Origin of the sequence: Streptomyces sp. NPDC058632, assembly GCF_042717095.1 — a bacterium.
In the GTDB taxonomy this organism is placed as follows: domain Bacteria; phylum Actinomycetota; class Actinomycetes; order Streptomycetales; family Streptomycetaceae; genus Streptomyces.
The window spans coordinates 1-26440 of record NZ_JBHXQZ010000039.1; the positions used below are offsets into that span (position 1 = coordinate 1).

Consider the following 26440-nt stretch of genomic DNA (forward strand, 5'->3'; position numbering starts at 1 on the left):
ACCCCCACCCCCCGCCGCTCTTCAACCACCACCAGCTGGAGGGGGTTTTGGGGGGGGGCCACCCCCCCCCGCGGGGGGCCCCCCCCCCCCCGCCGGGGGGGGGGGCGGCCCCACGCCCACTCAGGCCGTCTTCCCACAGGAGAACCGACGTGTCCCGCAGTCAGCTCGCATCCGGTGTCGAGATCGTTGCCGTACCCGAGCGAGGGCTCGCCGTCCGCACGGCCGACGGGGAGTTCTTCAGCGTGAGGACGGGGGACGCGGACGACAGCGCTCTGCTGTCCCGGCTGTCCGGCCGGTCCACCGGCGAGCCGGATGCCGAACTCGACAGGCTCCTTGGAGCCTTCGACGGCGCCGGATACCTGGTGGACGGCCCGCGGGACGCCGAATGGCCCGCCGGGCACCGGGACATCCTGTTGCTGGGCTCTCCCGTGCTGACCGAGCCGCTGGCCGCGTTCCTGCGTGCCTCGGGTGCGGAACCGAGATCGGCCGGACCCGACGACCTCGCAGACGTGATTCCCGTGGCGTCGGGCGGCTCGACCGGGGCGGCTCCCGTGGCCGGCCTCGCCGACGCGGCGCCTGCAGCGTCCGGCCGCCCGGCGGACGACACTTCCCGGGCACACGACGGCCCGGACCGCGCGCCCCGGGCCGCACCCGGCACCCCGGCCGACGCGGTGCCCGCCGCCGTCGTGTGGTGTCTCGACGGTCCCGTCCCCGGAGGGCTGTGGGACGCCGCCGACCGACTGCCCGAGCGTGGTGTCGCCTGGCTGCGCTGTCACCGTGAGGGCTGGCAGGCCTGCGTCGAACCCCTCGCGGCCGCTCCGGGGGACGTCACCTCGGCCCACGTCCGTGCCCGCAGGCTCGCCGCCACACCGGCGCACCGCGAGCTGGCCGCCTACTGGAGCGGACCTCGCACGTCCGGCGCACCCGTGCAGCTCACCGCGCCCGCGGCCGGGTCGCTCGCCGCCCTGCTCGCCGACGACCTCACCCGGTGGGCCACCGATGCCCCCCACCCCGGCGGGCTGCCCGCGCGGCGCCGGCTCCGGCGCGTCGATCTGCGCACGCTGACCGTCACCGAGCACCCCGTCCTGCCCGTCCCCGACGTCGCCCCGATGCCGGGGAAGGCCGGATGACGTCGTTCACCGAAGCCGTCGGGGGTCTCGCGACCGACGGCCGGCTCCCTGACGGCGAGGGGCCCTTCCCGGCCGTCCTCATCCGCACGCCCTACGACCGGCGCCGGCATCACGCCGAACTGCGAGGGTGGGCCGGGCGCGGTTTTGCCGCACTGGTCCAGGACGTGCGGGGCCGGCACGCTTCGCCGGGGGAGTGGCGCCCGTACGAGAACGAGGCCGACGACGGGGCGCAGGCGTTGCGCTGGATCCGTCGGCAGCGCTGGAGCGACGGACACGTCGTGGCGGTCGGCGCCTCCTACGCCGCCCACTGCGCCGTCGCCCTCGCGCTCGACGCGCCCGAGGACGCCCGCCCCGACGCAGTCATCGCCGCCGTGCCCGCCCTGGGCGCCGCCGAGACGGCTCGCGAACCCTCGGGCGTGGAACGGCTGTGGGCTCGCGCCGGATGGTGGGCCGCGCACGGCGACCGGCGCGACTCCGACGAGGACGCCCTGACGGACGCTCTCACCGAGGACCCCGGCCTGCTGACCCACCTGCCGCTGATCGACCTCCCGGTCCGGCTCGGCCGAAGCCTGCCCTCCTGGCCGGACCTGTGGCTCCACCGTGAGCGCGGCCGGCTCGGTTCACGGGCCGAGCACGCCGGGACGCCTCTGCTCGCGGTGGGCGGCCACCACGACCACTTCACCGACGACACCGTCGCGCTGTGGCGCCGCTGGGGCGGCCCTTCACGCCTGTTGCTGGGCCCCTGGGGGCACGGTCTCGTCGCCGCGCCCGGGACCGACGCCCAGCCCGTACACCGGGTGAACCTCGGCGATCTCTACGCGCGCTGGGCCCGGCTCGCCCTCACCGGGGGCCTCGCGGCCGGACGACGAGGCGCTGTCGGGCTGGGCGACAGCCCCCTGTGGGTGTCCGCGGGAATGCAGGGGGAGCCGCGCTCACAGAACGTACGATTGCTGCACGGATCCTCCTTCACGGCCGACCCGCAGCAGCCCGTCTCCTCCGAGGAACTCACCGTCACCACCGGGGGCACACCCGACCGCTGCCTGTTCGTCACCCCGCCGCTGCCGAGGGCGCTGGACGTCATCGGCACCGCCGAGGTCCGGTTGCGTGCGGCCGCCGACACCCGCTCCGCGGACTGGGCGGCACGGCTCGTCGCGCTCACCTCCGAGGGGGCGGCCGAGCGGCTCGCCGTCGGAGTCGTCCGGCGCGCGGATCCCCCGGGGAGGGCCGCCGAGTTCACCGTGGGGCTCGGCTCGCTCGCACGGCGGCTGCCCGCGGGCACCAGGCTCCGCCTGGAGATCGCCGGACACCACTTCCCCGCCCACGCCCGCAACCCCCACACCGGCGACGACCCGGTCACGGCCACCCGTCTCCTCGCCTCCCGGCGCGAGGTCGACCCCGGGCACGTGGCGCTCCGCCTGCCCGTGCTCCGCTCCCGTCCCACCCCCACCGATCCCGTACAGGAGATCCTGCGATGACGGCGCTGCCGCTGGAAGCCCTGGTCGACCCCGTGTGCGGCATCGTCCGCAAGGTCAAACCCGTCGAGCACCCGCCGGGCACCCCACCCCGCTACACCGCGCTCACCGCCGAGATATCCGATGCCCGAAAGCTCGGTCTGTGGCCGGCCGACCGGGTGTCGCTCGGCACCACCTTCGGCGACCCCGAGGGCGCCCGGATCGCCGCGATAGCCGAGGGAATCGAGCGCTACTGCGGCAACCGCGTGCCCCCGCCCGGCCATCCCGGCGCCCCGTTGCGCGCCACGGCCGCCGAGCTGGTGGACAAGGGCCTGCGGCTGTACGGTCCCGGCGACCTGCCCGCCTACGCCGACTGGCAGTACGCCCGCGAGAAGTTCCCCTACCGTCCCCTCACCCCCGACACCCCTTCCCTGTGGACGCGCGGCGAGGAACGGCTGCCCGGCGGCGACAGAGCCGAGGTCTGGGCACCCGTCGCTCTCACCCACCTCAACTGGCGTCAGGGCGAGCTGCGTTCGTTGCCCCGCACCCACCACCTCAACTACGCCGGCATCGCCACCGGGCAGGGCTTCGACGACGCGGTCGAACGCGGCCTGCTGGAGATCGTCGAACGCGACGCCCTCGAACTGTGGTGGCACCTCGACGGCCCGACCCGCGGTATCGATCCGGCGAGTGTGCCCGGCCTCGCCGACGACCTCGCCGGATCCAAACTCGACGTCCATCTCGCCGAGATGCCCTCGGAGTTCGCTCCCTGCATGGCCGCGCTCGTCCACGATCCACGGCTCGGGCTCTACGCCGCCGGGTTCGCCTGCAAGCACGACCCGGTCGAGGCCGCCCGCAAGGCTGTACTGGAGGCCGTCCACACCTGGGTCTTCACGCAGGGCCTCGTCGATCCCGACGGCTGGGTGTTCCAGGCCGTCGAGGCGGGGCTGCTCGCCCGCGGGCTCTACCTGGACCACCGCGAGGACCGTCGCTACCTCGACGCGTGCGGCGAGGACTTCGCACACGTACGGGACCTGGGCGCGCACGTGCAGGTCTGGCTGGACGAGCGGATGGCGCCCGAGGCCCGGCGGTTCACCGAGCCCGCGCGCGGAACCGTATCCGTCGACGCGGTCGAGCCCGGCAGCCGCGACCGGCTGGAGCGCGCGCTCCACGACGCCGGCCATCGCGTCATGACGTTCGACCTCACCACCGAGGACGTGGCCGAAACGGCGCTGCGCGTCGCCCGGGTCCTCGTCTCCGGTCTCATCCCCAACGCCCCGGCGGCTTTCGGGTATTTCGGCTCCCCGCGTCTCGCCGACGCCGCCGTCGCCCGTGGCTGGCGCACGACTGCGCCGAGCGCGCCGGAGGACTTCACGCTGGCTCCTCCGCCCCACATGTGAGGCCACCCGTGGACCTAGTCGCCGCCCTCGCCCGTGCCCGCACCCCGGAGGAGCCGGGCCCGGACACGCCTGCCGGGACCGCTGTCCGACCGTGGCCCGGGCCGGCCCTTCCCTTGCCGGACGCCCGCCCCGGAGAGCTCGACCTGGGCCTGCTGCTCCGCCTCTCCCTGGCTGCCTCGAACGCCGCCGGACGGCTGCGGCCGGCCCCGTCCGCGGGCGCGCTGCACCCGGTGGACGCCCGGCTCGTCGTGGGCACCGGGTGCCCGCTGCCGCCGGGACGCTATGGCTACGACCCGCTGGGCCACCGCGTGCACCACCTCGGCCCTGAACCCGATGACACACCCCGCGGGGTCACCGTCGAACTGTCCGTCACCGCGCAGCGCACGATCTCGCACTACGGCCACCGCGCCTGGCCGCTGATCCTGCTGGACGCCGGGCACGCCGCCGCGGCGCTGTGGCTCGCGGCGCGCTCCCTGGGCGTCGGGTCGACGGCACCCGACCTCGGCGGACTCGCCGAAAACCCCCTCGCCGTGCTGCACTTCGCTCCGCCCGGGACCGGACACCTGGCCGCCGGCGCACCCACGCCCCGCGACCTGCTGACCCGCCGCAGCGCCCCGCCACCGCTGCGGGGCACCCCGCCTCGGCCGGCCCTGCGGGCGCTGCTCGCCGCCGCCGAGGCGAGCGCCGGTGAACTCGGGTGGTGCGCGGCCGTCGGCGAACCACAGCCCGAACTCGTCAAGTCGGCGCCTGACGGCACACTGCGGCGTCTCGCCGCGGGGGAGGCCCGGCCGACGCTCGCCGCCTGGGCCGCCGGCCAGCCGTGGATCGCGGACGCGGGCGCCGTCCTGCTCGGTTACGGCTGTCCGACGGACGCCGAAGCCCCGCAGATCCGCCGGACCCACCTCCGCGCCGGCTTCGCCGTCCACCTGGCCCACATGACCGCCGGCCGGCACGGCCTGGCTGGCCGCCCCGTCGGCGCCTGGCAGCAGGCCGACCTCGGTGCCGCGCTCGGCGCCGCACCGGGCAGGGACTGGATCGTCCACGGCCTGGCCCTCGGCACCACCCACTCCGAAGAGGAAACCTCGTGATGGTCCACCCCGAGCTGCGCCGCGCCGCACGGCACGCACAGCGCCCCCTGCTCGCGGCCACTCTCCTGCAGGGGGCCGTCACCCTGGCCCACCTCGCGCAGGCCGTGCTGCTCGCGGTCGCCCTCGCCGACGTGGCCCGGGGCGACACGGACCGGCTCCCATTGCTCCTCGGAGGAGTGCTCGGTGTCGTCGCCGCCCGAGCGGGGCTCGGCCAGTGGCAGCGGCGCACCGCCACCCGCGCCGGGGCACGGGTCAGGGTTCGCCTGCGGGACGAACTCCTCACCCACCTCGGACGGCTCGGGCCCGCGCACCTGACCTCCGCGCGCGCCGGGGCGGTGCGCACCACTCTCGTCGACGGGGTGGAAGGCGTCGACGCCTATGTCTCCCGCTACCTGCCGCAGCTCCTCATCACCATCAGTGTGCCGCCCCTGCTGCTCGCCGCCCTGGCCGCCGTCGAACCGGTCGCCCTCCTCGGCCTCGTACCCGCTCTGCTGCTCGGCTTGTTCGGCCCACGTGCCTGGGACCGGCTTCTCGCCGAGCGCGGCAAGGAACACTGGGACACCTACGAAGGGCTGGGCGCCGACTACCTCGAAGCGCTGCAGGGCATGCCCGCGCTGCGCGCCGCAGGAGCCGTCGGGCGCACCCGCGAGCGGCTGGAGGAACGCTCAACGGCGTTGCACCGGGCCACCGTCGCCAAGCTCCGCGTGTCACTGGTCGACACCGGACTCACCGACCTGGCCATCCAGGGCGGCACCGTGGCGGCCGCGCTGCTCGCCTGCTGGTCGGCCGTCACTGCATCCACCACCCCCACCGGCACCTACCTGATGCTGTTGCTGGCCTCCGAGTGCTTCAGGCCCGTACGCGACCTGTCCCGCGAATGGCACGCCGGGTACTTGGGCGTGTCGGCCGCGGACGGACTCGCGGCGCTGCGCACCGCCGACCCCGCGGTCCCCGACACCATGACGGAACGAGCGGACTGGCCGGATCCGCCTCAAGTGCGCTTCGAGCAAATCGAGTTCAGCTACGACGGCGCCGAGGAACCCACCCTCCGGGATGTCACCTTCACCGTCGAGGCGGGGCGCACCACCGCCATCGTCGGTCCGTCCGGCGCGGGCAAGTCCACACTGCTCGCCCTGCTCCTGCGCCACCGCCAGCCGCAACGTGGCCGGATCACCGTCAACGGCCGCGACGTCTCCGGGTACGCACTCGACTCCCTGCGGCAGGGCATAGCCGTCGTCTCGCAGGAGACCTACCTCTTCCACGCCACCATCACCGACAACCTGCGCCTGGCCCGGCCGACGGCCACGGACGACGAACTCCTCCGCGCGGCGCGGACCGCCGGCATCCACGACGAGATCGAGTCCCTTCCCGACGGTTACGCCACCGTGCTCGGCGAACGAGGAGCCACCCTGTCCGGCGGACAACGCCAGCGCCTCGCCCTCGCCCGCGCCCTGCTGGCCGACGCCCGGGTGCTCGTCCTCGACGAGGCCACGAGCTCGGTCGACGAACGCCGGGAGGCCCACATCGTCCGGGAACTGCTGGACGCCGCAGGCGGCCGGACCGTCCTGCTGGTCGCCCACCGGCTCGCCGCCGTCCAGCACGCCGACCGCATCGTGGTGCTCGACGGCGGACGCGTGGACGCCATCGGTGAACACACCGGCCTCATCGACGCCGGGGGCGTCTACGCCGAGCTCGTCAAAGCGGGTCACACGCACGAAGAAGGGCTCGCCGCATGAGCAGCACCATCGACACCGACGGAACACCGGGCAGCGTGACCGACACGTCCGTGCCCCCGCGGGGTTCACTGCGCGCCCTGCTGCCCGCCCTCGCCGGGCACCGGGGCATGATGGCCCGCACCTGCGCCGCCGCACTCGCCGAACAGGGCTCCCTGGTGGCGTTGCTGACGCTGGCAGCGCACAGCGTCGGAACCGCCGTCATCGAGGACCGCGCCCCCTCGGCCGGCACAGTCACCGCACTGGTCGCCCTCGTCCTCGTACGCGCCGTGACGACCTGGCGCGAGATGGACCTCTCGCACGACCTGGCCTACCGGGTACTCGCCGAACTGCGCGTGCGGGTCTTCGACGGGCTCGCCCGTAGTGCGCCCGCCCGCGTGGCCGGCCGACGCAGCGGGGACCTGGCCGCCACCGCGATGGCCGACGTGGAGGCGCTGGAGTTCTTCTACGCCCACACCACCGCCCAACTCCTGGCCGGCGGAGTGATGTTCACCGGCGGAGCCGTCGTGCTGGCCACCGTCGAGCCGTGGCTGCTGGTGGCGGTGCTGCCGGTCGCCGCGCTGCTCACCGTGGCCCCCTTCGCCGACGCGCGCGGGCGCGCCATGCGCGGGGCCCGGACCAGGGCGGCGACCGCGAAGCTCTCGGCCGACACCGTGGAGACCGTCGACGGGTTGCGCGAACTGCTCGCCTTCGGAGCGCTGGCCGAGCGCCGCCGCCGTCTCGCCGAGCAGGGCCGGCGGGTGGGTGAGGCGCAGCGGGCCGAGGCAGCCTGGGAGGCCATGGCCGCCGCCGTCCGCGATCTGCTGATCGTCCTCGCGGTCCTCGGCGTGGTGGCCGCGGCCGCGCAGTCCGTGACTTCCGGGCGGCTGCACGGCGCGTGGGCCCCGGCGGCGATGGCGCTGGCGCTGTCGGTGCTCGGACCGGTCGCAGAGTCGGCCAGGGCCCTGAGCCAGGCGGTGGGTCTGCGTGCCGCCGCCGCCCGCGTCGACGCGGCGGTGAAAGCCCCCTCCCTCGCTCCGCAACCCGCCTCGCCCCGTCCGCTCCCGCCGGGTCCGCTGGGTGTCCGGCTGCACAAGGTGAGTTTCGACTACGGCGGCCGGCCCGTGCTGGACGCGGTCGAGCTGACGGTTCCCGCGGGGCAGACCCTCGCCCTGGTCGGCGTTTCGGGAGCCGGCAAGTCGACCTGCGCCCACCTGCTGGCCCGTTTCTGGGACCCGTCCGAGGGAGCCGTCCACCTGGTGCCCCGCGATGGCGACCCCATCGATCTCCGTGACGTGGCCGACGCCGAACTGCGCCGTGCCGTCGCCGTCGTGGGCCAGGACGCCCCCCTCTTCCACGGCACCCTCACCGAGAACCTGCGCCTGGCCGCACCGGACGCGGACGACGACCTCCTGGCCGGCACCGCCCGGTTGTGCGGCGTCGACGAGATCGCTTCCATGGGCTCCCTCGTCGGGGAGCGCGGCTCCACGCTCTCCGGCGGCCAGCGCGCCCGTATCGCCCTCGCGCGCGCCCTCCTGGCCGGGCCCAGGGTCCTCGTGCTGGACGAGACCACCGCCCATCTGGACAACGGCGGTGACGCCCGACTGGCCACCGCGCTCGCCCACGGCGACCGCACGACCATCGTCATCGCACACCGCCCCGCGACCATCCGTCGTGCGGACCGTATCGCCGTGCTGGAATCCGGCTGCATCGCGGAGGAGGGCACCTGGGCCGACCTGACCGCCCGCCCGGGCGGCGCGCTCCATCGCGTACTGAACCTCACGCCACCCTGAAACCCTCCGCTGGAGCGTGATGAACCTTCTTCGACGTGTCTGCCGACGGCCTGACTGTGCGATGCGGTCTTCCGGACGGCGGGAGGGTTCGTCGCCCGGTGATGGGAGGACATGCGGCGGCCGTCCCCGGAGACAGGCAGCCCGGTTCTGCGCGGAGGGGCCGACAAGGAGGGCAGCGGCGTGTGCGGGTGGGGCGCAGCGTTTGCCTACGGTCGCCTTCAGTTCGTGCCGTCGCGGGCCCGCTGCGTCGTGGAGTCCCGGCCCGACTCCAACAGGCTCACCGGCTCTCCAGTGTTCGTCGGGGCCGCAGCCGACCGGAGCAGACACTGGTGAGTTCAAAGACGTGCTCCACCGCGGCGGACCCGGGGTCGGCGGTGACGCGTCGGCCCACTCCTCGACGTATCGGAGTCGACCGGTCGGCTGTGGCCGTGGGTGCGGCAGATCGGACAGTGGTAGTGCCCGCCGCCCGGCCCACGGCCGGAACAACCGTCCTCCGGCGTCCGCCCCGAGGACGTCCACACTGTTCGTGGTGTCCAGGTTCGCAACGCTCAGTACACGTCCGTCTACCTGGAGCCGGGGAATCGGTGAAGCTCGTTGACGCTCCCGGCCCAACCGGCCACGCCCACAACCAGGGAACGAGCAGCCGTACGCGGTCCGCGGCGGCAAACTGCACCATGACGCCGGAGCCGGGACCACAACACGCGTGGTTTTGCGGCACTCGTCACGCAGCCAACGACAGTGAGCCGCCGGGATCGTGAAGTCGTGGCCCGCAGCAGGGGGCGGTTTCACCTACCTGGGAAGGAGCCGGCGGACTGCAGGCAAACATGCATTGATTGCTATATGTTAATGTTGCAATGCATGACCTGAGGGGCGCGAGCCGCAGGTGACCCAAGAGTGAAGCCAGGAGCACGACATGACCACTGCCACCGATCACCGCACGCATGACAGTCACCCGCACACCCACGCCGAGGGCTGCGGCCACGTCGCCATTCCGCACGGCGACCACGTCGACTACGCGCACGACAGTCATATCCACCGGGTCCACGAGGACCACGTCGACGAGTGCATCAGTGCCGGTCACACCACTCATGCGGACCACGGTCATCAGCACGGGGAGGGGTGCGGTCATGTCGCCGTCCCGCATGAAGGTCACGTCGACTATGTGCATGACGGTCACCGGCACGCGGCTCACGACGGGCACTGGGACGACCACTGAACCGCGTCATCGGTCGGAAGGGTAAGTATCAACTGGAAATCATTATCACATGCTAATGTGCGCATGTGATAATCCCTCCGCCCTCTGTGCAACCGTGACCGACGAACCGCTGCAGGACCTCCGGGCCGCCAGTGACCTGCTGAAGGCGCTGGCGTCCCCGGTCCGCCTCGGCATTGTGCGCGAGCTGTCCCGGAGTGGAAAATGCGTCCATGAACTGGTCGATGCTCTCGGGGTGAGCCAGCCGCTGGTCTCCCAGCACCTTCGAGTGCTGCGCAACTCCCGGATCGTGACGACCCGGCGCCAAGCTCGCGAGATCCAGTACTGCCTCGCCGACGACCACGTCGCCCACATCGTGCTGGACGCCATCCGGCACGCGCAGGAGTAGCCCGGTAGCGTCACGACGTGACAGTGCCGGGTATCTCTTGTTATTCGACGACCTGCCCCCTCCGACCGGCACGGTACTGCGCACCAGCCTGTTCGGCCGCTGGGCGGCGGACTTCCTGGCCATCCACCCCACCGGCACCGTGGTGGAGATCGGAACCGGCCTCAACACCCGCTACGAGCGCACCGACAACGGCTGGGCCCGCTGGTTCGAACTCGAACCGCCCGACGTGATCGTGCTGCGCCGCGGCTTCTTCGACGACACGCCACGCCGCACGATGATCGCAGCGTCGGTCACGGACGAAACATGGGCGGACACGGTCGCCGCTCACTTTGAGGGTCCCTGCCTCTTCGCCGTGGAAGCCGTCCTGCCCTTCCGGACCGAGGTGAACGTCCACCGCCTCGGACGTGCGACGGGCCGGCGCGGCAACCCGGCCTCCAGGTCCTGGCTTTCCGCACGCTCAGCACCCTGTCCTCACCCATGTACGACGAACTTCCGGCCGGCACCCGGGAAATGCTCGTCGATGTGTTCCCCTTGCGTGCACTCTTGTGGATGGCCGCCACCACTCTGACCATCCTGTCGGCTGGCTCATGCATGACAAGGCGGTGCACGCTGAGTGAGGCCGAAGGGCGGCAGGGCCTGTGACCCTGTACGTGGGGGAGCACTGTGACTGTGTGACGGGAGGGACCGGCTGACTCTGCCCCTGCCCGCTCTGACTCGGGGGGCCCTTCACCCGGCCTTTCCCGGAGCCGGGCATCCGCGAGCCGCACCGGCATCTGGCTGACCATGAAGACCGGGCCGGTGCCAAACATGATGCCCTGGTCCGACACCCGTCGCGCAAGGGCTCCTGTCAGCCCACCTGTCCCCGCACCCGTCGGGACGGAGTGAAGCCGCACGGGTCGAGCACACCGGGCGGGTCCGCGAGACCTGGCCCGCCCTGCTCGATCCAGGAGGTGATGTCGGCGGTGGAGCCGAGGTCGTTGACCAGGCCGAGCCACTCGGACGTGGTTCTGCCTGGGACTTCGACTGCGTTGGTCACCTCGCCGGAAGCATCGTCGCCGCATTTGAGCAGCCGGTCGACGGAGTTGTCAGGGTCTCTGATGGTTGCTCGGCGACGTCCCCGCAAGTGTTGGTCGAGGCGACCGACTCGATATCCGGCACAGAAACGGAGTGCGGGGAAGTGCCGCTGTTGCCGTCGGTACCGGACGACGAGCTACCGCACCCCGTCAGAGGCGAGGGAGACAGGTAGGTGCCGGTGATCAAGCACCCGGCGATGGTACTGGGGCGTGGATATGGGCATAGAACCTCCACGACAGGTGGTCATGGGCGCTGCAGGCAACGCTGAGGCAGTTGACGTGAAAACCATTGCCAAGTTTCGATGCTGTTGGCCAGCGCCATGAGGTCATCAGCGGCAGGACGAACCACCTGCGGAGCCCGCTGGGGGGCGAAAACCCGCGGTAGCCGCTCCCCGCACTGTCTGAGTCACGGGTGCCGGCCCGACCCGGAGCGTGGGACAAGGATGGCTGCGTTGGGAGCAGGAGGCTTAGCAGCGTGTGTAGTTGGAAACGACTATCACGTACTGATCATCGGGACGATGACACGATGATCGACTGACGTGGGAGGTACTTCGTGAGGGACGCGCCCTTGTTCTTGAGGCCGCGGGTGGACCCACCGCTCGCCTCGCTGCTGGGGGACGCGCCGTTCCTGCACTCCCTGGTCGACGCACTGGGATCGCCGCTGAACGTGCTGCTTCCAGAGGTCGTCGCTGAGAACGCGGAACGCTTCGGCGCCGTCTACCGGCGTCACCACCTCGCCGGAAGGGTGTACTTCGCCCACAAGGCGAATCGTTCCAGCGCCCTGGTGCGCAGGCTCGCGGCGTGCGACTCGGCCGCCGTCGGCGTCGACGTGGCTTCCCTGGAGGAGCTGCGGCACGCGTTGGGCTGCGGTTTCACCGGGGACCGGATGATGGCCACAGGCCCGAAGGACACCGAGTTTCTTTGGCTGGCCGCCCGGGTGGGCGCGACGGTGAACGTCGACTCGGTCGCCGAGCTGGAACAACTGGCCGCTCTGGTAAGGAAGTACGCGCTGCGCAGGGCGGACGTGCTGGTACGGCTGTCCGGGTTCGAGTCGGAGGCCGGACCCGGCGGAGCGGGTACGCGGATGTTGTCGCGCCGCAGCCGGTTCGGTACTCCGGTCGCCGAGGCGGACGGGTTGTGGGCGGCGCTGGAACGGCATGCGGACAGCGTCGAACTGGTCGGCCTGGCCTATCATCTGGACACCACCGGGCTGGAGGAGAAGGGCCGGGCCCTGGAGCGCTGTGTGCTGCTCATGGACGAGTGCCGCGCACGGGGTCTCGCGCCGCGCGCGGTGGACATCGGCGGCGGCTTCGGGGTCGGCTACGTCGAGGACGCCGGTGAGTGGGAGCGTTGGACGACCGCGTTGAGCGAGGCGGTCCTCGGCGCCCGCCCGCCCCTGACCTGGCGCGGCCATGGCTACGGCCTGCGCAACGAGGCCGGCACGGTACGCGGTACCGCCGCCCTCTACCCCGCACATCGCCCCACTGCCGGACCCGGCTACCTCGACGAACTCCTCTCCCGCCCCGCCCCCGTCCTTGGCCGTGCACCGGCCACTCTGCTCCTGGAGCACCTTCACGACCTGTACGTCGAACCCGGCCGCGCCCTCGTCGACCAGTGCGGTCTGTCGCTGGCACGGGTGCTGGAGGTGCGACCTGTGAGCGACGAACCTGACCGGTACCTGGTGAGACTTGGCATGAACGCCGGAGATGTGAGCCTGGAGGAACACGGGGTCCTGGTCGACCCCGTACTGCTGCCGCGTGGTGGCCCTCGGCACAAGTCGTCGGACGACGCGGCAGTCGGGGTTCATCTCGTCGGCAACCTCTGTCTGGAAGCCGACCTGATCACCCGTCGGCTGGTGTTCCTCCCCCACATGCCTCAAGTGGGGGACCTGCTGGCCTTCGTCAACACCGCCGGATATGTCATGGACTTCCATGCCCACCACGCGCAACGCCAGCCGTCGGCGCGGACGGTTGCGGTCACAGAAGAGGACGGGACCTGGCGCTGGTGCCCGGACGAGGACTACTGGCCGCTCACACGTCTGCAGGGAGTGCCGGCATGAGGTACGACAGCATCACCGAGGCCATCGGCAACACACCGCTGGTCCGCATCGACTCCTCCGTACACGGGCTGCGCAACATCGACCTCTACGCCAAACTGGAGATGCTCAACCCGTTCGGGTCCGTCAAGGACCGGCCCGCCTGGCACATGGCCCGGCCCCACCTGGAGGCCGCGGCCGACGGCGAGGGGACGGTCGTGGAACTCTCCAGCGGCAACACCGCCAAGGCCCTCGCCCTGCTGGCCGGCATGCACGGACTGAGGTTCAAGAGCGTCACCAACCGCATGCGCGTCCCCGAGATCAAGGAACTGCTCCTGCTCCTCGGCGCCGAGATCGAGGAGCTGCCAGGACAGAGCGAGTGCCTCGACCCGACCGACACCGACGACCCGCTCACCCGTTTCCACCAGGCGCTCTCCGAGCCCGGCAGCACCTACCTGCACACCGACCAGTACTTCAACCCGCGCAACGTCGAGGCACACGCGGCCGGCACCGGTCCCGAGATAGTCAAGGACCTGGACGGGCGCGCGCCGGACTGGTTCGTGGCCTGCGTCGGCACGGCCGGTTCCTCCACGGGCGTCGCCCGCGTCCTGCGCGAACATGATGCCGACGTACGTGTTCTCGGACTGGTCGCCGACAAGTCCGACTTCATCCCCGGCATCCGCACCATCGACGAGGTCCACCAGGTCGGTCTGTTCGACCCGGCGACCTACGACTCGCTCGCCTCGGTCACCTCACAGGAAGCCATCGACGGGATGGTCACCCTGATCCGCCGCTGCGGACTGCTGTCGGGACCGACCGGCGGCGCCGCCTACCAGGGAGCCGTGCGCCATCTGGCGTCCGTCGACACCGAACTGGACGGTACCGGCCGTCGCCAGACCGCCGTGTTCATCGTGTGCGACCGGGCCGAGAGCTACCTGAGCTATGTACGCCAACGCCGCCCGGAGCTTCTGGGCAGGGCGCGGCGGGGGCACTCCTCGTCGGCGCTCAGCGGCGACGAGATCAGGGCGGAAGCCCGTGCGATCGGCGTCGACGACGCACGGCGCTGGATCGCGGAGGGGGAACCCCGTCCGATGGTGGTGGATCTGCGTGGTCCGCACGCCTACGCAGCCCTGCACATCGAGGGCTCGGTCAACATCGTCGACGAACTCTTCGAGGAACTGGTCCGGCCGGGGCTGCCGTTCAGCAAGCGCACCCCGGTGCTGCTCGCCTGTCCGGTGGGGGAGAAGTCGCTGCGCTACGCCGCGTTGCTGTCCCGTATGGGCCACCCGGACGTCAGGAGTCTGGCGGGCGGGATCGTGGCGTGGCGGGACGCCGGCGCACCGCTGGTGAGGGAGTGAACCATGTCTGAGAAGGCAGCCGACGAAGGTGGCTTCTGGCAACAGGAGTTGAGGGCGCAGTTCCCGATCGTCGCCGCGCACCCGGACCTGACGTACCTGGACAGTGCGGCGACCGCGCAGAAACCGCGGGCCGTCCTCGATGCCGTCGAGACCTACCTCACCACGTCCAACGCCAACGCGGGCCGTGGTACCTATCCCTGGGCCAACCGCACCACAGAACTGGTGGAACGGGCCCGCGAACGAGTCAAGGAGTTCCTGGGTGACCGGCAACCGCAGGACTCCACCGTCCATTTCACCAGCGGCACCACCGAGGGCCTGCGCACCGTCGCCCGCGACTGGCTCGTGCCGTACCTCGCCGACGGCGATGAGATCCTCGTTCCGTTCGCCGACCACCAGGCCAACCTGGACCCCTGGCTCGAAGCCCGTCGCCTGCTGGGCGAGCGCGGTGCCGACATACGGGTACGGGCCCTTCCCTACCAGGCGTCCTCCGGCGACTACGACCACCGCGCCCTCGCCGGGGCGATCGGCCCCCGCACCCGGTTCGTCGCAGCGACCCACGTCCACCACGTCTACGGCGGCGACATGAACGTGCACCGCCTGCGCGCCGCCGTCGGCCCCGACGTACCGATCTGCCTGGACGCCGCCCAGAGCGTCGGCCACCTCCCCGTCCACGTCGGTGACCCGGCCCTCGACGTCGACTTCCTCGTCTTTTCGGGGCACAAGGCGATGGCCCTGCCCGGCACGGGAGCGGTCTGGGCACGCAACACCCGGGGGCCGGCGCTGCGGCCCGGGGGATGGCAGGGCACCCCCAACACCGCAGGCATCGTGTCGCTCCTGGCGGCGCTCGACTGGCTGGACGAGGCCGGCCCGGAACGAATCGCCCGGCACCTCTCCCGGCTGACCACTCGCCTGACCGACCGGCTGCACCGCCTGGGGTCCTACGACGTGCTCGGCTGCCCCGCCAGCCTCGCCGCGGACAGTGTGCTGCCCACGGCTCAGCGGCGGCACGGCATCGTCACCTTCCGGCACCGCGGCATTCCCTCCGACGACCTGGGTTTCATCCTCTACAGTCACGGCTTCATGGTCCGGGCCGACAGCCTCTGCCAGGCCGGTGCCGACGAGAAGAGCGGATCCGTGCGGGTCAGCCTGCACGTCTACAACACCGACGAGGAGATCGATCGTCTGCTCGCCGTTCTCGGCTCACTGGAGTGAACAGCTATTGATAACCGTTTCCACCTGTAGATTGCTCCGTAGTCGCGACAGGCGAGAGACGGATGGGGTGGCACGACCGGATGGGCGTGAGTATGGGAACGGCCAGTAGCTGGGTGGAGCGTTGGGAACGGCAGCAACAGCGCTACGCGGTGGACCGCGAGGAGCGGTTCGCGGTGATCGCCGACGTGACGGAACATCTGTGCGCCGGTCGTGACCGGCCGCTCCTGCTCGACCTGGGCTGCGGTCCCGGCTCCCTGTCCGCCCGGCTCGCCCGACGCCTGCCGGACGCGGAGATCGTCGCCGTCGACATGGATCCCGTACTGCTGGAGCTGGGGCGCACCCACCATTCGGATGCCGCCCGGTACGTGGACGCGGTGATCGGCGAGGACGGCTGGACGGATGCGCTGACGCTGGACCGCAGTGTGGACGTCGCCGTCTCCACGACGGCTCTGCACTACCTTCCCGCCCCCGTCCTGCTGCGCACCTATCGCGCTCTCGCCGCCCTTCTCCGCCCTGGCGGCGCGCTGATCAACGGGGACCACTTCCCTCCGGACGGATCGCCCTGCTCGGATCTGACCGCCCACGTGGGACGGCGCCGGGTCGAGCGGACCGGTGCACATGGGCCCGAGGACGAGGACTGGGAGTCATGGTGGCAGGCCGTGGCCGCCGACCCCGAGCTGACCGACCTGTTCGAGCAGCGCGAGAAAAGCCGCCCGTCCTCGGGCGACGGCAACCGGCACCTCTCCGTGGGCCAGCACACCCAACTGCTCCACGAGGCGGGGTTCGGCCACGTCACACCGGTGTGGCAGGTCGGGGACAGCTGCGTGCTGGCGGCTCTGAAGAGCTGACGCGTTCCTGCACGGTCCTCGGGCAGGCGTGAACCGAGGAGTACGTCGTGTCCTGCGGCGCTCCGGCCGTGGGCCAGTGCTCGGGCAACGTTGCCGGTGCCAAGCAGTCCTATACGCATGGTGTGACGCCAGCCGTTGCCGGGCATCGACGAATCGGACCGCGGGCCCGGGTGGACCGGCACCAAAGACGTAGTTCTGACCGAGTGGACGCGTTCGAAGTCCTCGGCCCCGACGTCACCGACCCGTGCGCGCCAGGTGATGCCCGCGTTGTTCACCAGGCCGTGCACCTGTCCGTACGCGTCCTTCAACCCGACGGCCGGTCGGGCGCACTCCTTGTCGCTCTGGACGTCGAGGCGGCGGCAGTTTCCGCCGGGGGCCACATCGGTGGCGATGACGCGGGCGCCTGCGCGGGTGAGGGCCTCGGCCTCGGCGGCGCCCCGGCCCCGGGCCGCGCCCGTGACCACGACGACCTTGCCGAGCAGCTTCTTCGGGTGCAGGCCGCTCACGGCCGCTCACGGCCGCGACGGCGGCCGGCCGGCAGCGCCACGGGCGACACACCGGGGCCGACGGTGTTGGTGAGCGTGCCGATGCCCTCGACGGTGAGGACGACGGTGTCGCCGGGCTTCAGGGGCGCCGGGGTCTGCTCGCCGCGCAGGCCCCAGAGTTCGGCGAGGCACCCGCCGTTGCCGCAGGTGCCGGAGCCCAGGACGTCGCCCGGTACGACACGGGTGCCGCGGGAGGCGTAGGCGGTCATCTCTTCGAAGGTCCAGCTCATGTTGGACAGCAGGTCCTTGCCGACGACGTGGCCATTGATCTCGGCGGTCAGGGCGAGGCGTAGGAAGCCGTCGGCGTCCCGGTGGGGCTCCAGCTCGTCGGCGGTGACGAGGTACGGGCCGAGGGCGGTGGCGGTGTCCTTGCCCTTGCAGGGGCCGAGGCCGACCTTCATCTCCGCGCCCTGCAGATCGCGCGCGGACCAGTCGTTGAACACGGTGTAGCCGACGATGTGGTCGTGGGCCTGCTCGGGGGTGAGGTCCCGGCCCTCCCGGCCGATGACTGCTCCCACTTCGAGTTCGAAGTCGAGCACGGTCGAACCGGGCGGCATCGGGATGCCGTCCTGGTGGCCGTAGATCGCGTGCGGGTTGGTGAAGTAGAAGGTCGGCGCCGCGTACCACTGCTCGGGAACACCCGCTACACCGTCGACGGAGCGGCGCACTCCTTCGACGTGCTCCTCGAAGGTGACGAAGTCCCGCACCGACGCCGGCTGGAGCGGGGGAAGCAGCCGTACCCGGGAGACATGCGGGCCGGACGGAACGTCGAGCGCCTCCCGGCCGGCGGCGAGCAGCCCGGGCAGGCCGTCGGTCTCCACGATCAGAGTGGACAGGGAGGAGACGCCCGGCAGAGGGAAGAGGGTGCCGTCGTCCTCCACGACGGCCACCCGGTGGCGGTGCTGGTGTTCGTAAGCGGCGAAACGCATGGTGCGGCTCCAGCGGAGGGGACTCGGGCGAGAGGTGCGGCGAGCGGGTGTGCCGCGGGCCGGGGCGCGGCAGTGCGGGTCAGGTCGTGGACACCACTGCCGCCTCCCGGGAACCGACGGGGCGGCCTAGACCGGCGGTGCGACGAAGACGCCGCGGTCGGGGTCGTTGAAGGACTCCTTGGCGACCAGCTCGTTCATGGGGTTGGCAGTGCCCCACTGGTCGGTGACCTCGGGCCGGGAGAAGTCGTAGACGTGGGGGTGCCAGGTGTCCTCGTCGAGGCACTCCAACTCGGTGGTGTACTCGACGGTGTTGCCGTGCGGGTCGAGGAAGTAGGTGAACGTGTTGTCGCCCGCCATGTGCCGGCCCGGGCCCCAGATCTTCCGGAAGCCCGCGCGGAGGACCCGGCCGGAGCCGCGCATGTACTCGTCGATGCCGCGCATCTCGAAGGAGACGTGGTGCAGGGACGTGTGCGGGCCCTTGGCCAGGGCCATGGAGTGGTGCTGGTTGCTGATCCGCATGAAGTGCATGACCTCGCCCATGTGCGGCGAGCTCAGCGTGTCCGAGAGCGCGAAGCCGAGGTGGCGCTCGTACCACTCCCGGGTGCGGTTCAGGTCGGGGGAGTTGAGCACGACGTGGGACAGCTTGACCGGGATCGACTCCTTCTCCTCGATCCTGCGGTGCTGCCGTACCTCGACGTCGGCGGAGACCTCGATGGTGCGCCCGTCGACGTCGAAGAAGCGGAAGCCGTAGCCACCGCCGGGCGTGTCGACCCTGCCCGGCTGCGAGATCAGCTGGACTCCGCCCGTGAGGAGCTGTTCGGCGAGGGCGTCGACGTCGGCCGGGCTCGCGGCGCCGTAGGAGACGAGGTCGAGGCGCTTCCCGTCGGCCTTGCGCAGCCGCACGACGTACTGCTCGGGGGAGCCCTCGGCGGCCAGGAAGGAGATGCCGGAGTCCTCGGCGACCTTGGTCAGGCCCCAGACGCCGGAGTAGAAGTCGAGCTGCTTGTCGTAGTCGGGCACGGCCAGGTCGACGTGCCGCAGGTGGGTGAGCAGGCGTGCGCTCATGAGGTCCTCCTGGAGGCGGGGGTGAGGTTGAGCAGGGCGGCGGCGTTCGCGCCGCGTACGGCGTCGAAGTCGGCTTCGGGCAGGCGCGCGGCGCGCAGCGCGCCGACCGGGTCCTCGCTGCCCATGTCGAAGGGGAAGTCGGAGCCGAGCAGCACCCGGTCGGCGCCGGCGACCCGGACCAACTCCCGCAGCACGTACGGGTCGTGGACGAGAGAGTCGAAGTACAGCCGCTTCAGGTAGCTGCTGGGCAGGTGGGCGCAGCCGGCCCCCGCGTCGGAGCGGGCCGACCAGGCGTGGTCGGAGCGGCCGATGTGCGTGGGCAGGTAGCCGCCGCCGTGCGCCGCGATCAGCTTCAGACCGGGGTGCCGGTCCAGCACTCCGGAGAAGATCAGGTGTGACAGCGCGACGGCGTTCTCGGTGGGCTGTCCGACGGTGTTGGACAGGTACCACCGGTCCAGCCGCTCGTCGAGCGTGCACCCGAAGGGGTGCAGGAAGACGAGCGCGCCGGTCTCCTCGGCGCGGGACCAGAGAGGCTCGTAGGCCGAGTCCGAGAGCTCCCGGCCCGGGGCGTGGCTGGAGATCTCCATGCCCGACAGGCCCTGTTCCAGGGCGTGGTCCAGAGCGCGGACCGCCAGGCCCGGGTGCTGGAGCGGGACGAGTCCGAGCCCGCGCAGCCGGTCCGGTGCGGCCGAGCAGTGCGCGGCCGTCGCCTCGTTGGCGAGCCGGTACACCTTCTCGGCCGTCTCCTCGTCCGCCCAGTAGTGGTAGTGCGAGGGAGAGGGGCTGACCAACTGGACGTCCACGCCCCGGGCGTCCATCGACTCCAGGCGCACGGTGACGTCGGTCAGCTCCGGGATGCGCTCGCGGACCATGGGGCCGCTGACGGCGAGGGCTTCGGGGCCGTTGCGCCGGGCGTCCAGCTCCCTGGCCGCGTCGTGGCCGGGCAGGCCGGCCACGAGCGCCTCGATCCCGGGGAGCAGGAGGTGGGCGTGCACGTCCACGGTGGGCGCGGTCACGGCAGTTCCCGCAGCATCGTCATGGTGCGGGCCATCAGCCCGGGCACGTCGGCGTCGCGCACTCCGTCGAGCTGCCACTGCCCGATCTGCACCGACGCCTCCACCACCGGCCGGACACGGGCGATCCGCCGCTCGTGGTACGCCTGGAACAGCGCGTCGTCCCAGGTGCCCGCGGTGGTCAGCATCTGCGCCAGCACCCAGGCGTCCTCCATCGACAGGGCGGCGCCCTGGGCGAGGGTGGGCGGACAGCAGTGCGCGGCGTCGCCGACCAGCACGACCCGGCCGCGGTGCCACGAGCCCTCGACCAGCATCCGGTCGAACCAGGTGTAGTTGACCTTCCCCGGGTCGGTGATGTACTCGGTGATCTCCGGCCAGAACCCGCCGTAGTGCTGGGTGAGGCGGCGCATCTCGTCCGCGTACGACTCCGGGGGTATGGAGGAGCGGTCGCGGGTGGCCTCGACGACGTAGGCGTAGAGGGTGGTGTCGCTGGTGGGGCAGTAGCCGGCGATGTAGGCCGGGCCGCCGTAGGCGAGGTCGGTGCGCACGACGCCCGCCGGACGGGGGGCCGCGATGCGCCAGATGGCCATGCCGGTCGGCTCGGGCTTGGTGGTGATGCCGATCGCGGCGCGGGTCGTGGAGCCGAGGCCGTCGGCGGCGACGACCAGGTCGTAGCGGCTCTCGGTGCCGTCACTGAGGCGGACGGAGACGCCCTCGCCGTCCTGGTCCAGGATCTCGGCGGTGGTGCCCAGCCGGACCGACGCGCCACTGGCCCGCACGGCCTCGATGAGGATCTGCTGAAGTCGTGGGCGCTGCATGCCGACGGTGGCGGGCAGGTCGTCGCCGCCGGTGCGCAGGTCGCGCTGGACGTGCAGGACGGTGCCGTCGGGGGCGGTGATGCCGACCGACCCGAAGCCGAAGCCGGACGCCTCCACCTGCTCCCGGACGCCCAGTTCCCGCAGCACACGCAGGGCGTTGCCCTGGAGGGTGATGCCGGAGCCGGCGGTGGCGTTCCCGTCCTCCTTGGCCTCGATCAGGTCGACGGCGAGTCCGGCGCGGCGCAGCAGGATTGCCACGGCGTTGCCGGCCGCGCCCCCGCCGATCACCAGGACCGTACGGGCTTTGCTCATGGGGAACTCCCTTGCCCCTCGGGCTATTTGACGGCGATTGGGTTGACGGGGGAGCCGACCGCGCCGGTGATGGGCAGGGGAGCGGCGGTGAGCCAGAAGGCGTACTCGCCGTCGGCCGCGCAGTCGGCGGCGAGCGCGTCCAGGTCCCACATCTCGCCGATCAGCAGGCCGATGTGCGGGATGGCGACCTGGTGCAGCGGCTGGAAGGCGTGCTCGAACTCGTTGGGCCGGACCTCGAAGCCCCAGGTGTCGGTGGCGATCGCGGCGATCTCGACGCCGTGCAGCCAGCCGGCCGTGGTGAACGACAGGCCGGGCGCGGGACCGCCCGCGTATTCGCCCCAGCCGTCCCGGCGGACCCGGGCGAGCTGGCCGGTGCGTACCAGCACGATGTCCCCGCGTCCCACGGCCACGCCGTGGGCCTCGGAGGTTGCGGTGAGATGCTCCTCGGTGACGGCGAACCCGTCGGGCAGCTCGCCGTCCTCGCCGATCACCCGGCCCACGTCGAGCAGGACACCGCGTCCGGCCACGTGCGGGGCCATGTGCTCGATGCCGGTGACCAGGTCGCCGTCGGAAGTGACGACCTTCTCGGCCGGGCGGCCGTTCCACGCCCTGCCATGGTCGAAGATGTGCCCGAGCCCGTCCCACTGGGTGGAACACTGCAGCGGCATCGCGATCACGTCGTCGGCGCCGCCGATGCCGTGCGGCAGGCCCTGGCTGCCGAGCGCGGCGTCGGTGCCGGTGTCCAGCATGGTGTGCACCGGGTTGGTGCGCCGCCGCCAGCCCTTCTGCGGGCCGTTGATGTCGAACCGCTGGGACAGCGAGAAGCTGACACCCCGCCGGACGAGCGCGGCGCCCTCGCGGCGCTTGGCCCCGTCGAGGAAGTTGAGGGTGCCGAGCACGTCGTCCCCGCCCCAGCGGCCCCAGTTGGAGCACGCCTCGGCGGTGCGGGCGATCGTGCCCTCGGGGTCGTGGCGGTCCAGGATCACGACACCGCCTCCGCGACGCAGCGGGTGCGCTGGGCGCCGAGCCCGGTGACGGAGCCGTCCATGACGTCGCCGTCGCGCAGCAGCCGGCCCCAGCGCATCCCGTTGCCGGCCGGGCTGCCGGTGAGCACCAGGTCACCGGGCAGGAGACGGGCGGTCTGCGAGGCGTAGGCGACCATCCGCGCCACGTTGAAGATCATGTCCTTGGTGGACTCGTCCTGCATGGTCTGGCCGTTGAGCTTCAGCGTCAGCCGCAGGTCGTCGGGGTCCGCGATCGACTCGGCGGGCACGATCCACGGGCCGAGCGGGGTGAACCCGGGTGCGTTCTTGCTGCGCAGCCAGTCGGTGCCGATCTGCGGCATGTCCCGGCGGAAGACGGTCGCGCGGTCGGTCAGGTCGTTGGCGATCGTGTAACCGGCGACGTACTCCAACGCCGTCTCCACGGAGACCTGATGGGCGGGCCGGCCGATCACGGCCGCCAGCTCCAGCTCCCAGTCGGGCTTCTCGGCCCGGGCGGGCAGCACGACGTCGTCGTACGGGCCGGTGATCGCGCTCGGCAGACCGATGAAGACGTACGGCAGGTCCTCCGCCGCCCGGCGGTCCATGATCTCCGCGGCCTCGGCGCGCCGCTCCTCCTCGGACCGGTCGTCGTCCGGGGCGCGGTGGGCCACGTGCAGGTCGACGACGTGCTGCCGGTAGTTCGCCCCCGACTGGAGCACCTGGCGGGGCTCGACCGGCGCGTGCACCCGGAAGTCCGCCAGCGGCCTGTGCTCCGGACCGCCGTCACCCGCCAGCGTCCGCAGCCGCGGCAGTGCCGGCTCCCAGCTCTCCAGGATGCTCCGGGTGGTCAACCGGTCGTCGCCGAAGGCGACGCGCAGGTCGAGTACCCGGGCGTCGGGAGTGACGAGGGCGGGGAAGGCCGGCCCGTCCGGGGCCGACAGCGTGCCGAGGGCGAAAGAGCCTGCGAACAGCGCGGACGAGGGTGCAGGTTTCACGGACATGTCCTCCTGATTGCGGTGCGACTAATCTGGACCCGCCACCCACGATCAGGGAAATAGATTCTGTGGATGACCGGCATCCACCGTGTCAATTAGTCCTGGTCGGTGCCGTACGACAAGGGGAAGCCCCGTGAACCTGGCCCGTCTGGACCTCAACCTCGTCGTCGCCCTGCGCGCCCTGCTGGAGGAGCGCAACGTCACGCGCGCCGGGCAGCGGGTCGGGCTCAGCCAGCCCGCCATGAGCGCGGCCCTGGCCCGGCTGCGCCGCCACTTCGACGACGACCTGCTCGCCCGCGTCGGCGGCCACTACGAACTCACCGCCCTCGGCCAGGTCCTCCTCGACCGCACCTCCACCGCCTACGACCTGCTGGAACGCCTCTTCGCCAGCCAGGCCGACTTCGACCCGGCCAAGGAGAGCCGCGAGTTCAGGCTGATCGCCTCCGACTACGCCGTCGCCGTCTTCGGCACCGAACTCGCCCGTGTCGTGCACGAGGAGGCACCCGGCATCCGGCTGCGCTTCGCGCAGACCCCGACCACCGTGGTCGACGACACGGCCACGCTGCTGAGCGCCACCGACGGCCTGCTCATGCCGCACGGCGTCATCAGCGACTTCCCCGCCACCGACCTCTACGAGGACCGCTGGGTGTTCCTCGTCGCCGACGGCCATCCCAGCGTCGACGACCGGCTCACCCGCCACGACCTGGCCCGGCTGCCGTGGGTCACCTACCAGCGCACCTACGACGCCCCGGCGGTGCGCCAGCTCGGCATGCTCGGCGTCGAACCGCGCGTCGAGGTCTCCGTCGACAGCTTCCAGTTGCTGCCCCTGCTGGTGGCCGGCACCCGGCGCATCGCCCTGGTCCAGGCCCGCCTCGCCCGCCTCCTCGCACCACTCGCCGCCGTACGCGTCATGGAGCCGCCGTACGAGGCGGTCCCGCTGCGGGAGGCCCTGTGGTGGCACCCGGTGCACACGCACGACGCGGCCCACATCTGGCTGCGTGAGACCGCCGCGCGGGTCGGCAGACGCCTGGCCGACGTACCCGAGGTGTGATCGCGGTCCGATGGGCGGGGCCGGCGTCCGGACGGTGTGTCCGGGCACCCGCCCCCGGGGGCTCGCGGTAGGCCGTCACCGGCACCATCCACGGCTTGGATCGACGCCATCCGAAAAGCGGATCGCCACAGGGGTGGGCAGGCCGGTGCCCGGCCCGCATAGTCGTGGCACGTCACGCGCCCATGCGCCGAGGTTTCCTGCACAGCCGGAACCGTCCGCTCCGAGGCGCCACCTTCCCGCCGCACGTCCTGGAGCGCCGCCGTGCCCGTTGCTGCTGCCCCGCCCGCCCCTGACCGCGGTGACGCCCCCACCGTGCAGGGCCGGCTGCCCGCCGTCCTGCTGATGGCCGGCAGCTGCCTGCTGACCGTGTTCGGAGCGGTCGTCCTCCACCCCGTGCCGGTGGAGCCGGCGTTCCTCCTCGACGATCCGGGCGTGGACTCCACCGGGGTGATCGGGGTGGTCACGGCGGTCGCCGGCACAGCCACCGTGCTCGGCTCCGTCCTCTTCACCCGCTCCCCGACCGGCCGCGACGCCGGCTGCCGGCCCTCTTCCTGCTGTGTGCCGTCGGCTTCCTCGTCATGGGCCTGGCCGACAGCCTGCCCCTGCCGATCGCGGGGGCCGTGGTGAACTGCGTGGGTACGGGGCTGCTCCTGCCGTCGCTGCTGACGCCGGCCATGTCCCGGCTCGACTTCGCCGACCGGGGACCGAGGGAATCGCGGCAGGTACATGCCGGCCCGTGGTTCAACGGGCCCGTGGGGCCGTGGTGCTGCCGCGCTCCACCAGTCGCGGCGTCATCGTCGTCCGCATGGCCCGGTCCCGCCGGCCTTCCACGCGTTCGATGAGCATGCGGGCGGCGGCGGTGCCCATGGTGTGGCCGGCCTGGTCGACGCTCGTGAGCTGGACGGGGGCGAGGGCGGCCAGCGCGGTGTTGTTGTAGCCGACGAGCGACAGGTCGTCCGGGATGCGCAGGCCCAGTTCGTGGGCCGCCCTGTAGATGCCGAGGGCGGCCACGTCGGCGCCGGTCATGACAGCGGTCGGCGGGCGGTCGGCCGTCAGCAGGGTCATGCCCGCCTTGAAGCCGCCGTCGTCGGAGTACGCGGCGTGGTGCACGCGCGCGTGCTCCGTCAGGCCGTGGCGTTCCATGGCGTCCAGGTAGCCGTCGCTGAGCACGATCTCGGGGGTGCGCTTCCACCGGTTGGCCCTGGTGCCGGGGGCCGACACCAGGGCGATGTCGCGGTGGCCGAGCGAGACGAGGTGGTCGACGACCAGGCCGGCACCGACGTCGTCGGCGTCCACGACCGAATCGTGGCTGTCCGCGGCGTCGTGATGGCCGATGACCACGGTCGGCGTCGACGCGGCCGTGGCGAGTACTTCGTCCCGCGGGGTTCCCGGAGCGATGAGGATCAGCCCGTCCATCTGACGGTCGACCAGGGAACGGATGGTCCTGGCCTGTTCCTCCGGCTCGAATCCGGCCGCACCGATCAGCACCGTGTACTCGCTCTGGCGCAGTTCGTCGCGGATGCCGTCGAGGACGTCCGCGAAGAACGCGTTGCGGACGTTGTCCAGCAGCACTCCGATCGTGTACGTCCGGCCGCGCATGCCACGCGCCGCCGCGTGCGGGCGGTAACCGAGTTCGGCGATGGCCGCCGTGACCTTCTCCCGCATGGCGGGGCTTACGCCGTAGGCGTTGCGCAGCACCTTGGAGACCGCGGCGGTGGACACGCCGGCGTGCCGGGCGACATCGGTGATGGTCACGCGTCTGTTCCGTCTGGGTGCCGCAGCCCGGTCCATCGTCAGCGCTCCGGTTCTCGTAGGTGTAGGTATAAGTGTAACGGTCTACAGGGCGACCCCCTGGTGTCGTCAAGTCCTCTCGTGTGCGAATCCGGCGTTACGCGGCTGTGTCTTGACGGAATCAAGGGCGAAGTGCAGGGTGTTACCCACTCGCCGTAGAGAACGTTTTACACAGTCTCTGCCTGCCTCCCGCCGGGCCTGTTCGTCGCCCCTGGCACCGCACTTCACTCCTCGCTT

Annotated in this window: 23 protein-coding genes and 1 pseudogene; 15 read left to right on the plus strand and 9 right to left on the minus strand. The window is 71.8% G+C overall.

The window, feature by feature from the left end; all coding sequences use genetic code 11:
- Positions 1 to 149: 149 nt before the first annotated feature.
- The 9 genes from ACFWVE_RS16900 to ACFWVE_RS16940 all read left to right on the plus strand — a co-directional run bounded on the left by ACFWVE_RS16900 (position 150) and on the right by ACFWVE_RS16940 (position 10743).
- Complete coding sequence (locus ACFWVE_RS16900; RefSeq protein ID WP_384014241.1) at positions 150 to 1130, plus strand: hypothetical protein; 981 nt, start codon at positions 150 to 152, stop codon at positions 1128 to 1130.
- Positions 1127 to 2605: a CocE/NonD family hydrolase gene (locus tag ACFWVE_RS16905; protein WP_384014242.1), complete on the plus strand. Its 1479-nt coding sequence runs from the start codon at positions 1127 to 1129 to the stop codon at positions 2603 to 2605. Before ACFWVE_RS16900 ends, ACFWVE_RS16905 begins: the two co-directional genes overlap by 4 nt.
- Positions 2602 to 3981 carry a YcaO-like family protein gene (locus ACFWVE_RS16910; RefSeq protein ID WP_384014245.1) on the plus strand — a complete coding sequence of 460 codons (1380 nt, stop codon included), beginning with the start codon at positions 2602 to 2604 and terminating at the stop codon, positions 3979 to 3981. Before ACFWVE_RS16905 ends, ACFWVE_RS16910 begins: the two co-directional genes overlap by 4 nt.
- A gap of 8 nt (positions 3982 to 3989) precedes the next feature.
- Complete coding sequence (locus ACFWVE_RS16915; RefSeq protein ID WP_384014248.1) at positions 3990 to 5069, plus strand: SagB/ThcOx family dehydrogenase; 1080 nt, start codon at positions 3990 to 3992, stop codon at positions 5067 to 5069.
- The gene (locus ACFWVE_RS16920; protein ID WP_384014251.1) at positions 5066 to 6805 is read left to right on the plus strand and encodes an ABC transporter ATP-binding protein/permease; all 1740 of its coding nucleotides are present in this window, start codon (positions 5066 to 5068) and stop codon (positions 6803 to 6805) included. Before ACFWVE_RS16915 ends, ACFWVE_RS16920 begins: the two co-directional genes overlap by 4 nt.
- On the plus strand, positions 6802 to 8574 hold the full coding sequence (locus ACFWVE_RS16925; protein WP_384014254.1) for an ABC transporter ATP-binding protein: 1773 nt from the start codon (positions 6802 to 6804) through the stop codon (positions 8572 to 8574). The genes ACFWVE_RS16920 and ACFWVE_RS16925 overlap by 4 nt, the downstream gene beginning before the upstream one ends.
- Before the next feature lie 913 nt (positions 8575 to 9487).
- Positions 9488 to 9790 carry a hypothetical protein gene (locus ACFWVE_RS16930; protein WP_384014257.1) on the plus strand — a complete coding sequence of 101 codons (303 nt, stop codon included), beginning with the start codon at positions 9488 to 9490 and terminating at the stop codon, positions 9788 to 9790.
- Positions 9791 to 9884: 94 nt separating this feature from the next.
- On the plus strand, positions 9885 to 10175 hold the full coding sequence (locus ACFWVE_RS16935; protein ID WP_384014260.1) for an ArsR/SmtB family transcription factor: 291 nt from the start codon (positions 9885 to 9887) through the stop codon (positions 10173 to 10175).
- 37 nt (positions 10176 to 10212) lie between these two features.
- A complete protein-coding gene (locus ACFWVE_RS16940; protein WP_384014262.1) occupies positions 10213 to 10743 on the plus strand; it encodes a class I SAM-dependent methyltransferase in 531 nt (176 codons plus the stop codon).
- 279 nt (positions 10744 to 11022) lie between these two features.
- Here the strand turns inward: ACFWVE_RS16940 and ACFWVE_RS16945 are convergent, their stop codons facing one another.
- A complete protein-coding gene (locus tag ACFWVE_RS16945; RefSeq protein ID WP_384014265.1) occupies positions 11023 to 11211 on the minus strand; it encodes a hypothetical protein in 189 nt (62 codons plus the stop codon).
- 623 nt (positions 11212 to 11834) lie between these two features.
- On the opposite strand from ACFWVE_RS16945, the gene ACFWVE_RS16950 reads away from it, so the two are divergent.
- The 4 genes from ACFWVE_RS16950 (at position 11835) to ACFWVE_RS16965 (ending at position 16701) form a co-directional block, all read left to right on the plus strand.
- Complete coding sequence (locus tag ACFWVE_RS16950) at positions 11835 to 13307, plus strand: Y4yA family PLP-dependent enzyme (protein WP_384014405.1); 1473 nt, start codon at positions 11835 to 11837, stop codon at positions 13305 to 13307.
- Positions 13304 to 14641, plus strand: a complete 1338-nt coding sequence (locus tag ACFWVE_RS16955) for a pyridoxal-phosphate dependent enzyme (RefSeq protein WP_384014268.1) — start codon at positions 13304 to 13306, stop codon at positions 14639 to 14641. The genes ACFWVE_RS16950 and ACFWVE_RS16955 overlap by 4 nt, the downstream gene beginning before the upstream one ends.
- Before the next feature lie 3 nt (positions 14642 to 14644).
- Complete coding sequence (locus ACFWVE_RS16960; protein WP_384014271.1) at positions 14645 to 15853, plus strand: aminotransferase class V-fold PLP-dependent enzyme; 1209 nt, start codon at positions 14645 to 14647, stop codon at positions 15851 to 15853.
- Between the two features lie 80 nt (positions 15854 to 15933).
- Positions 15934 to 16701 (plus strand): class I SAM-dependent methyltransferase, encoded by a 768-nt coding sequence (locus ACFWVE_RS16965; protein ID WP_384014274.1) that lies wholly within the window; start codon positions 15934 to 15936, stop codon positions 16699 to 16701.
- Between the two features lie 41 nt (positions 16702 to 16742).
- On the opposite strand, the pseudogene ACFWVE_RS16970 reads toward ACFWVE_RS16965, so the two are convergent.
- From ACFWVE_RS16970 to ACFWVE_RS17000, 7 genes and pseudogenes are all read right to left on the minus strand, one after another.
- Positions 16743 to 17207 (minus strand): annotated as a pseudogene (locus tag ACFWVE_RS16970) (SDR family NAD(P)-dependent oxidoreductase); the annotation flags it as partial.
- Positions 17204 to 18175, minus strand: coding sequence for a fumarylacetoacetate hydrolase family protein (locus tag ACFWVE_RS16975; RefSeq protein WP_384014277.1), 972 nt, complete (start codon positions 18173 to 18175; stop codon positions 17204 to 17206). The pseudogene ACFWVE_RS16970 and the gene ACFWVE_RS16975, both read right to left, overlap by 4 nt.
- 126 nt (positions 18176 to 18301) lie before the next feature.
- Positions 18302 to 19240, minus strand: a complete 939-nt coding sequence (locus ACFWVE_RS16980) for a VOC family protein (protein ID WP_384014279.1) — start codon at positions 19238 to 19240, stop codon at positions 18302 to 18304.
- A complete protein-coding gene (locus tag ACFWVE_RS16985) occupies positions 19237 to 20256 on the minus strand; it encodes an amidohydrolase family protein (protein ID WP_384014282.1) in 1020 nt (339 codons plus the stop codon). The genes ACFWVE_RS16980 and ACFWVE_RS16985 overlap by 4 nt, the downstream gene beginning before the upstream one ends.
- Positions 20253 to 21383: an FAD-dependent oxidoreductase gene (locus tag ACFWVE_RS16990; RefSeq protein ID WP_384014285.1), complete on the minus strand. Its 1131-nt coding sequence runs from the start codon at positions 21381 to 21383 to the stop codon at positions 20253 to 20255. The genes ACFWVE_RS16985 and ACFWVE_RS16990 overlap by 4 nt, the downstream gene beginning before the upstream one ends.
- Positions 21384 to 21406: 23 nt before the next feature.
- Positions 21407 to 22369, minus strand: a complete 963-nt coding sequence (locus ACFWVE_RS16995; protein ID WP_384014288.1) for a cyclase family protein — start codon at positions 22367 to 22369, stop codon at positions 21407 to 21409.
- Positions 22366 to 23367 carry a fumarylacetoacetate hydrolase family protein gene (locus ACFWVE_RS17000; RefSeq protein WP_384014291.1) on the minus strand — a complete coding sequence of 334 codons (1002 nt, stop codon included), beginning with the start codon at positions 23365 to 23367 and terminating at the stop codon, positions 22366 to 22368. The genes ACFWVE_RS16995 and ACFWVE_RS17000 overlap by 4 nt, the downstream gene beginning before the upstream one ends.
- 127 nt (positions 23368 to 23494) lie before the next feature.
- On the opposite strand from ACFWVE_RS17000, the gene ACFWVE_RS17005 reads away from it, so the two are divergent.
- The gene (locus ACFWVE_RS17005; protein ID WP_384014294.1) at positions 23495 to 24412 is read left to right on the plus strand and encodes a LysR family transcriptional regulator; all 918 of its coding nucleotides are present in this window, start codon (positions 23495 to 23497) and stop codon (positions 24410 to 24412) included.
- 261 nt (positions 24413 to 24673) lie between these two features.
- Positions 24674 to 25039: a hypothetical protein gene (locus ACFWVE_RS17010; RefSeq protein ID WP_384014296.1), complete on the plus strand. Its 366-nt coding sequence runs from the start codon at positions 24674 to 24676 to the stop codon at positions 25037 to 25039.
- 114 nt (positions 25040 to 25153) lie between these two features.
- On the opposite strand, the gene ACFWVE_RS17015 is transcribed toward ACFWVE_RS17010, so the two are convergent.
- Positions 25154 to 26167, minus strand: coding sequence for a LacI family DNA-binding transcriptional regulator (locus ACFWVE_RS17015; protein ID WP_384014299.1), 1014 nt, complete (start codon positions 26165 to 26167; stop codon positions 25154 to 25156).
- Between the last annotated feature and the right edge of the window lie 273 nt (positions 26168 to 26440).